A 7341-nucleotide genomic window follows, 5' to 3' on the forward strand; every position below is an offset into this window, starting at 1 on the left:
GGCCTCAATGGCGCGGCCGATCGGGCCGCGCGGCAATGCCCAGGACGAGCGCAAAGCCTGTAAGCCCCGCCGCGACCAGGAAGGTCTGCGCGAAGGCGTCCGCAAGCGTGTCCGCCGAGACGAGGGTGACGTCGACGCCGCGTAGAGCGAAGGCGAACAGGCTCGCCATGGCGGACGCCCCCGTCATGAAGCCGAGATTGCGGGAAAGGCCCAGCAGGCCGGACAGCATCCCGCGCTCCCCGGCGCGCGCGCTTAGCATCAATGTGGTGTTGTTGGCGGCGAGAAAGAGCTGATAGCCGGGCGTGATGATCGCCAAGGCCGCGATATAACCCGCGACCCCGAACCGTTGCGGCAACAAGGCAAGGCAGACGAGACCGGCCGTCATCGCGACGAGCCCGGCAACGAGCACCCGAGAGGCGCGGAAACGGTCCGTCGCCCGTCCCGCCGGAAGCCCCGAAAGCGCCGAGACGACGGGGCCGACCGCGAGGACGAGCCCCACGGCGGCCTGGTCGAGGCCGAGCCCGAAGGCGAGATAGAACGGCCCCACCACGAGCGTCGTCATAATGACCGTGGTGACGAGCATGTTCATGAGGAGGGAAAACGCGACCGTCCGCTCGACGAGGACCCTGACGGGGATCAGCGGCGTCGCCGAACGCGCCTCGATCGCGATGAAGACGATGAGCCCGCCGACGGCGATGAGCGCGAACACGCCGCTCCCGAAGGGCAGCGTGACGGCGTTCCCCGCGGTGGCGAGAGCGTAGCCGCTCAGTGTGACGGCGAGAACGATGGCGCTCGGCCAGCGAAAGTCGATCCGGCCACAAAGCGGGGACGGCGCGCGCAGATTGATCCGCAGCGCAAGGCCGAGGGCAGCGAGGCTGACTAGCGCCAGAGCGGCGAATGCCGCGCGCCAGCCGAACCATGCGATCACGATGCCGCCCAAAGACGGCCCGAGCGCGGTGCCGATCGCCGACATCGTGCCGAGGAGGCCCATCGCCGACCCGGTCCGCTCCAGCGGCACGATCTCGCGCGCGAGCGAGACCGGCAGCGCCATCAGAATCGCGCCACCGATCCCCTGGACTGCACGCGCCGCGATCAATGTCCCAAGGTCCGGCGCCGCTGCGCTCGCCACAGACGCCGCGGCGAAGAGGAGGAGCCCTGCGACCAACACTCGTCTTTGGCCGAGCTGATCGCCGAGCCGGCCGACCAGGAGAATGGTGATCGTCACCGACAGGAGGTAGCCGATGACGACCCACTGCACCTGCGAGATCGTGGCTGAGAAGGCCTGAGAAAGCGCGGGAAGGGCGACGCTCGCAAGGCTCACGCCCAGCGATGCGAGGAGGATCGACGACGCAAGGGCGAACATTGCCGTCGGGTTGGTGTCGGCGCGGGTGGGGTGCGGCAAAGGCGGGGACTCTGATGGCTGGCATCGCAATCTGCCACCCAAAGCCGGCCTGGGGTCAAGCCCGGCCGCGGGCCGAAACACCGGCGCGAGGCCGGCCGACGCCTTTATGGACAAGTCGGCGCGATCGTTCGCACCCGGCACACCGCCTTCGCGCGGTTTCGGTCAAGCAAAGCCGGGCGCGGGATGATGGGCGCAAACTGCCAGCATCACACGGAGTGCGTCGGCCAATGATAGCAAGGGGAGGGGTGTGCGCTGCAGGAGTGCATCGATGAAGAGAAGATGTTTGAACGTCCTCGGCAGGCCTGGCAGCGACCTACTCTCCCGCGTCTTGAGACGAAGTACCATTGGCGCTGAGGGGGTTAACGGCCGAGTTCGGAATGGGATCGGGTGGGGACCCCTCGCAAAGGCCACCAGGCCAGCGGAGGACGTTCATGTGTTCTGATGGCCGCGCAATGAGCCTGGCCGTCCGGCCGTGCGGGGCGCCGATGAGGAGCCACGCACACGCTCGTTGCGCTGCGATCAGATCGTGAAACTGGCGGGTTGAACCCGTCCGGCAAAAGCCGGTCTTTCCTCAATCGTATTCGTTTCAGTTCTCGCCACCGCCTCACAACAAGCAGCCCGAAGGCCAGGCTCATTGCAGAGCAATCAGCAGAGAACCGTTCGCCATTGGCGAATGGGCATGAACTAATGAGAGTGATCAAGCCGATCGAGCGATTAGTACTGGTAAGCTACGCATGTCACCACGCTTCCACATCCAGCCTATCAACGTCGTCGTCTACAACGGCTCTCAAGGGAGAACTCGTTTCAAGGTGGGTTTCCCGCTTAGATGCTTTCAGCGGTTATCCCGTCCGTACGTAGCTACCCTGCAATGCGGCTGGCGCCACAACAGGTCCACAAGAGGTACGTCCACCCCGGTCCTCTCGTACTAGGGGCAGATCCTTTCAATTCTCCGACACCCACGGCAGATAGGGACCAAACTGTCTCACGACGTTCTGAACCCAGCTCACGTACCGCTTTAATTGGCGAACAGCCAAACCCTTGGGACCTGCTCCAGCCCCAGGATGCGATGAGCCGACATCGAGGTGCCAAACAACACCGTCGCTATGGACGCTTGGGTGTCATCAGCCTGTTATCCCCGGCGTACCTTTTATCCGTTGAGCGATGGCCCTTCCACTCGGGACCACCGGATCACTATGGCCGTCTTTCGACTCTGCTCGACTTGTCAGTCTCGCAGTCAGGCAGGCTTATGCCATTGCACTCAACGAGCGATTTCCGACCGCTCTGAGCCCACCTTCGCACGCCTCCGTTACTCTTTGGGAGGCGACCGCCCCAGTCAAACTACCCACCATACACTGTCCCGGGCGTAAGCCGCGGTTAGACATCCATGAAAGCAAGGGTGGTATTTCAAGGGTGGCTCCACGCAAGCTGGCGCTCACGCTTCAAAGCCTACCACCTATCCTACACATGCCGCCACGAATGCCAGTGTAAAGCTATAGTAAAGGTGCACGGGGTCTTTCCGTCTGACCGCAGGAACCTCGCATCTTCACGAGGAATTCAATTTCACTGAGTCGATGCTGGAGACAGCGGGGAAGTCGTTACGCCATTCGTGCAGGTCGGAACTTACCCGACAAGGAATTTCGCTACCTTAGGACCGTTATAGTTACGGCCGCCGTTTACCGGGGCTTCAATTCGGAGCTTGCACTCCTCCTTTTAACCTTCCGGCACCGGGCAGGCGTCAGACCCTATACGTCGTCTTGCGACTTCGCAGAGCCCTGTGTTTTTGATAAACAGTCGCTACCCCCTGGTCTGTGCCCCTCGGATCTGCTTGCGCAAACCCAAGGCCTCCTTCTCGCGAACTTACGGAGGCAATTTGCCGAGTTCCTTCAGCATCGTTCTCTCAAGCGCCTTGGTATACTCTACCAGTCCACCTGTGTCGGTTTCGGGTACGGTCTATACGGTGGAGCTATTTCCCGGAACACCTTCGCTGCCAGACCAATCCAATAAGGACTGACAACACACGGCATTCGTCACTACCACCAGGTTGCAGAATATTAACTGCATTCCCATCGACTACGCCTTTCGGCTTCGCCTTAGGGGCCGACTAACCCTGCGCAGATTAACTTTACGCAGGAACCCTTGGACTTTCGGCGAGGGAGTCTCTCACTCCCTTTATCGTTACTCATGTCAGCATTCGCACTTCCGATATCTCCAGGACCTCTCACGAGTATCCCTTCACGGACCTACGGAACGCTCCGCTACCGCTTGTCAAAGACAAGCCCACAGCTTCGGCACGTGGCTTGAGCCCCGTTACATTTTCGGCGCGGAGACCCTTATTTAGACCAGTGAGCTGTTACGCTTTCTTTAAATGATGGCTGCTTCTAAGCCAACATCCTGGTTGTTTTGGGGTCTCTACATCCTTTCACACTTAGCCACGATTTGGGGGCCTTAGCTGGTGATCAGGGTTGTTTCCCTCTCCACGACAGACGTTAGCACCTGCCGTGTGTCTGCTGGATAATTCTCTCGGGTATTCGGAGTTTGGTTAGGATCAGTAAGGCGGTAAGCCCCCATAGCCCATCCAGTGCTCTACCCCCCGAGGAATACGTCCAACGCTCTACCTAAATAGATTTCGCGGAGAACCAGCTATCACCGAGTTTGATTGGCCTTTCACCCCTAGCCACAAGTCATCCGAGAATTTTGCAACATTCAACGGTTCGGTCCTCCAGTTGGTGTTACCCAACCTTCAACCTGCTCATGGCTAGATCACCCGGTTTCGGGTCTAATCCGACGAACTGAACGCCCTGTTCAGACTCGCTTTCGCTACGCCTACACCTACCGGCTTAAGCTTGCTCGTCAGACTAAGTCGCTGACCCATTATACAAAAGGTACGCGGTCAGGCTTGCGCCCTCCCACTGTTTGTAAGCATCCGGTTTCAGGAACTCTTTCACTCCCCTTGTCGGGGTGCTTTTCACCTTTCCCTCACGGTACTGGTTCACTATCGGTCATCGAGGAGTACTTAGCCTTGGAGGGTGGTCCCCCCATCTTCGAACAGGATTTCACGTGTCCCGCCCTACTTGATACGTCAACGTCGGATCCACATACGGGGCTGTCACCCACTATGGCCCACCTTTCCAGATGGTTCTGCTTTCCTAAGTTGCTCGGCTGGTCCGCGTTCGCTCGCCACTACTAGCGGAGTATCGGTTGATTTCCTTTCCTCCGGGTACTGAGATGTTTCACTTCCCCGGGTTCGCTCCCTTTCGGGTACCCTTAACGGGTGGGTTTCCCCATTCGGACATCCATGGATCAAAGTTTGTTCGCAACTCCCCACGGCTTTTCGCAGCGTACCACGTCCTTCATCGCCTCTCGATGCCTAGGCATCCACCAGATGCTCTTAAGGCACTTGATCACTCTCATTATCGATGCCCACCCGAGATCCAATCGGATCAAACGCCCTGCGGAGGCGCGACGTCGTTCAACGTCGAATGGTGCTTCGATAAGGAAAGACCAGTTTCACGAGATCTGTTCGCATCATCCCCAAATGGCCGGTCAGGACCATCGGGGCAGGGGAGGGGTACATGTCTGCAGCTGAGCCACAGGATGTCGGAGATACCCTCCGCCCGTCGCATCGAAACCGATCCGTCGAGGAACGCAACGCTCGCGCGTTTCGTCTCCTCATCGATCCCGATGGGCGAACACATCTTCTCTTCACGATGTCAGTCTGAGCTTGGGCCGCACAAAGTGCTCGAGCCCGGCGCCGCATCCGCGGCGTATCCTGCAAAGCAGGAATTCGGTTCTGTTCCAGAACGGTAAACTTGGTGGAGCCTGTCGGGATCGAACCGACGACCCCCTGCTTGCAAAGCAGGTGCTCTCCCAGCTGAGCTAAGGCCCCTCTGTTTGCGTCGTCGGCGATCAGCCAAAACAAGCCAGACCAGCCAAATCCGTGGTGGGCCTGGATGGACTCGAACCATCGACCTTACGCTTATCAGGCGTACGCTCTAACCACCTGAGCTACAGGCCCCGCCGGCAACGCTCGCATACACAAGATGCGCGCATCACACAACGCTGGTTCGCGCCCAGCCCGTCCTCTCGTCGCCGAGAGGGGAGGGCCGGTCCCAACCGTTCTGTTCAGAAAGAGAAACGAAGGCGGCGTCGTCTCGCCAATGCCTGTGATCCGAAGATCCAGGCGTGTTTCCAAGCGTTCGGGAAAGGCAAGCCTTAATCCCAAACATCCTTAGAAAGGAGGTGATCCAGCCGCAGGTTCCCCTACGGCTACCTTGTTACGACTTCACCCCAGTCGCTGACCCTACCGTGGCTGCCTGCCTCCCTTGCGGGTTAGCACAGCATCTTCGGGTAGAACCAACTCCCATGGTGTGACGGGCGGTGTGTACAAGGCCTGGGAACGTATTCACCGTGGCATGCTGTTCCACGATTACTAGCGATTCCGACTTCATGCCCTCGAGTTGCAGAGGACAATCCGAACTGAGACAGCTTTTTGGGATTCACCCATTGTCACTGCCATTGTAGCACGTGTGTAGCCCAGCCCGTAAGGGCCATGAGGACTTGACGTCATCCCCACCTTCCTCTCGGCTTATCACCGGCAGTCCCTCTAGAGTGCCCAACTGAATGATGGCAACTAGAGGCGAGGGTTGCGCTCGTTGCGGGACTTAACCCAACATCTCACGACACGAGCTGACGACAGCCATGCAGCACCTGTCACCCTGTCCCCGAAGGGAAAACTGGATCTCTCCAGCGAGCAGGGGATGTCAAGAGCTGGTAAGGTTCTGCGCGTTGCTTCGAATTAAACCACATGCTCCACCGCTTGTGCAGGCCCCCGTCAATTCCTTTGAGTTTTAATCTTGCGACCGTACTCCCCAGGCGGATAGCTTAATGCGTTAACTGCGCCACCGAGATGCATGCACCCCGACGGCTAGCTATCATCGTTTACGGCGTGGACTACCAGGGTATCTAATCCTGTTTGCTCCCCACGCTTTCGCACCTCAGCGTCAGTACCGTGCCAGTGAGCCGCCTTCGCCACTGGTGTTCTTCCGAATATCTACGAATTTCACCTCTACACTCGGAGTTCCACTCACCTCTCACGGACTCAAGATCACCAGTATCAGAGGCAATTCCGAGGTTGAGCCCCGGGATTTCACCCCTGACTTAATGATCCGCCTACGCGCGCTTTACGCCCAGTAATTCCGAACAACGCTAGCCCCCTTCGTATTACCGCGGCTGCTGGCACGAAGTTAGCCGGGGCTTCTTTACTAGGTACTGTCATTATCATCCCTAGCGAAAGAGCTTTACAACCCTAAGGCCTTCATCACTCACGCGGCATGGCTGGATCAGGCTTTCGCCCATTGTCCAATATTCCCCACTGCTGCCTCCCGTAGGAGTCTGGGCCGTGTCTCAGTCCCAGTGTGGCTGATCATCCTCTTAGACCAGCTATGGATCGTCGCCTTGGTGAGCCGTTACCTCACCAACTAGCTAATCCAACGCGGGCCCATCCATCGGCAATAAATCTTTCCCCCAAAGGGCGTATCCGGTATTAGCTTCCGTTTCCGGAAGTTATCCCGAACCGATAGGTAGGTTCCCACGCGTTACTCACCCGTCTGCCACTCACCCCGAAGGGTGCGTTCGACTTGCATGTGTTAAGCCTGCCGCCAGCGTTCGTTCTGAGCCAGGATCAAACTCTCAAGTTGAGACAATCTGATCCGGCAAGATCACGTTTGCGACGAACTTCCCATAAAGAGAAGCCCGTTTGACGAGGACACACTCTCCGATATCTCATCGGAGCGGTCCGTCTTGAAAACGTGTCCGCCATTGTCTTGTTGATCCGCTCCAAACCCCGAAAGGTCCGAGCCGCGATCCGCAGAGACAACGCCGCCCACGTTTCTCTTTCTTCATCTATGCGATTGTCAAAGAACCCGAGGCCGAAACCTCGC

1 protein-coding gene, 2 tRNA genes and 3 rRNA genes are annotated in these 7341 nt (G+C 58.7%); all 6 read right to left on the bottom strand.

What is annotated here, in order from left to right:
• Positions 1-4: 4 nt before the first annotated feature.
• Positions 5-1402, bottom strand: coding sequence for an MFS transporter (locus L1787_RS18475; protein WP_235710591.1), 1398 nt, complete (start codon positions 1400-1402; stop codon positions 5-7).
• 300 nt (positions 1403-1702) lie between these two features.
• Positions 1703-1817 (bottom strand): 5S ribosomal RNA (rrf, locus tag L1787_RS18480).
• A gap of 278 nt (positions 1818-2095) precedes the next feature.
• Positions 2096-4805 (bottom strand): 23S ribosomal RNA (locus L1787_RS18485).
• A 407-nt stretch (positions 4806-5212) separates the two neighbouring features.
• Positions 5213-5288: transfer RNA gene (locus L1787_RS18490), tRNA-Ala, on the bottom strand.
• Positions 5289-5340: 52 nt separating this feature from the next.
• Positions 5341-5417, bottom strand: a tRNA-Ile gene (locus tag L1787_RS18495).
• 217 nt (positions 5418-5634) lie between these two features.
• Positions 5635-7098: ribosomal RNA gene (locus L1787_RS18500) — 16S ribosomal RNA — on the bottom strand.
• Together the 16S, 23S and 5S rRNA genes with 2 tRNA genes alongside form the textbook arrangement of a ribosomal RNA operon.
• Between the last annotated feature and the right edge of the window lie 243 nt (positions 7099-7341).

Source organism: Acuticoccus kalidii (genome assembly GCF_021556395.1).
Lineage (GTDB): Bacteria > Pseudomonadota > Alphaproteobacteria > Rhizobiales > Amorphaceae > Acuticoccus > Acuticoccus kalidii.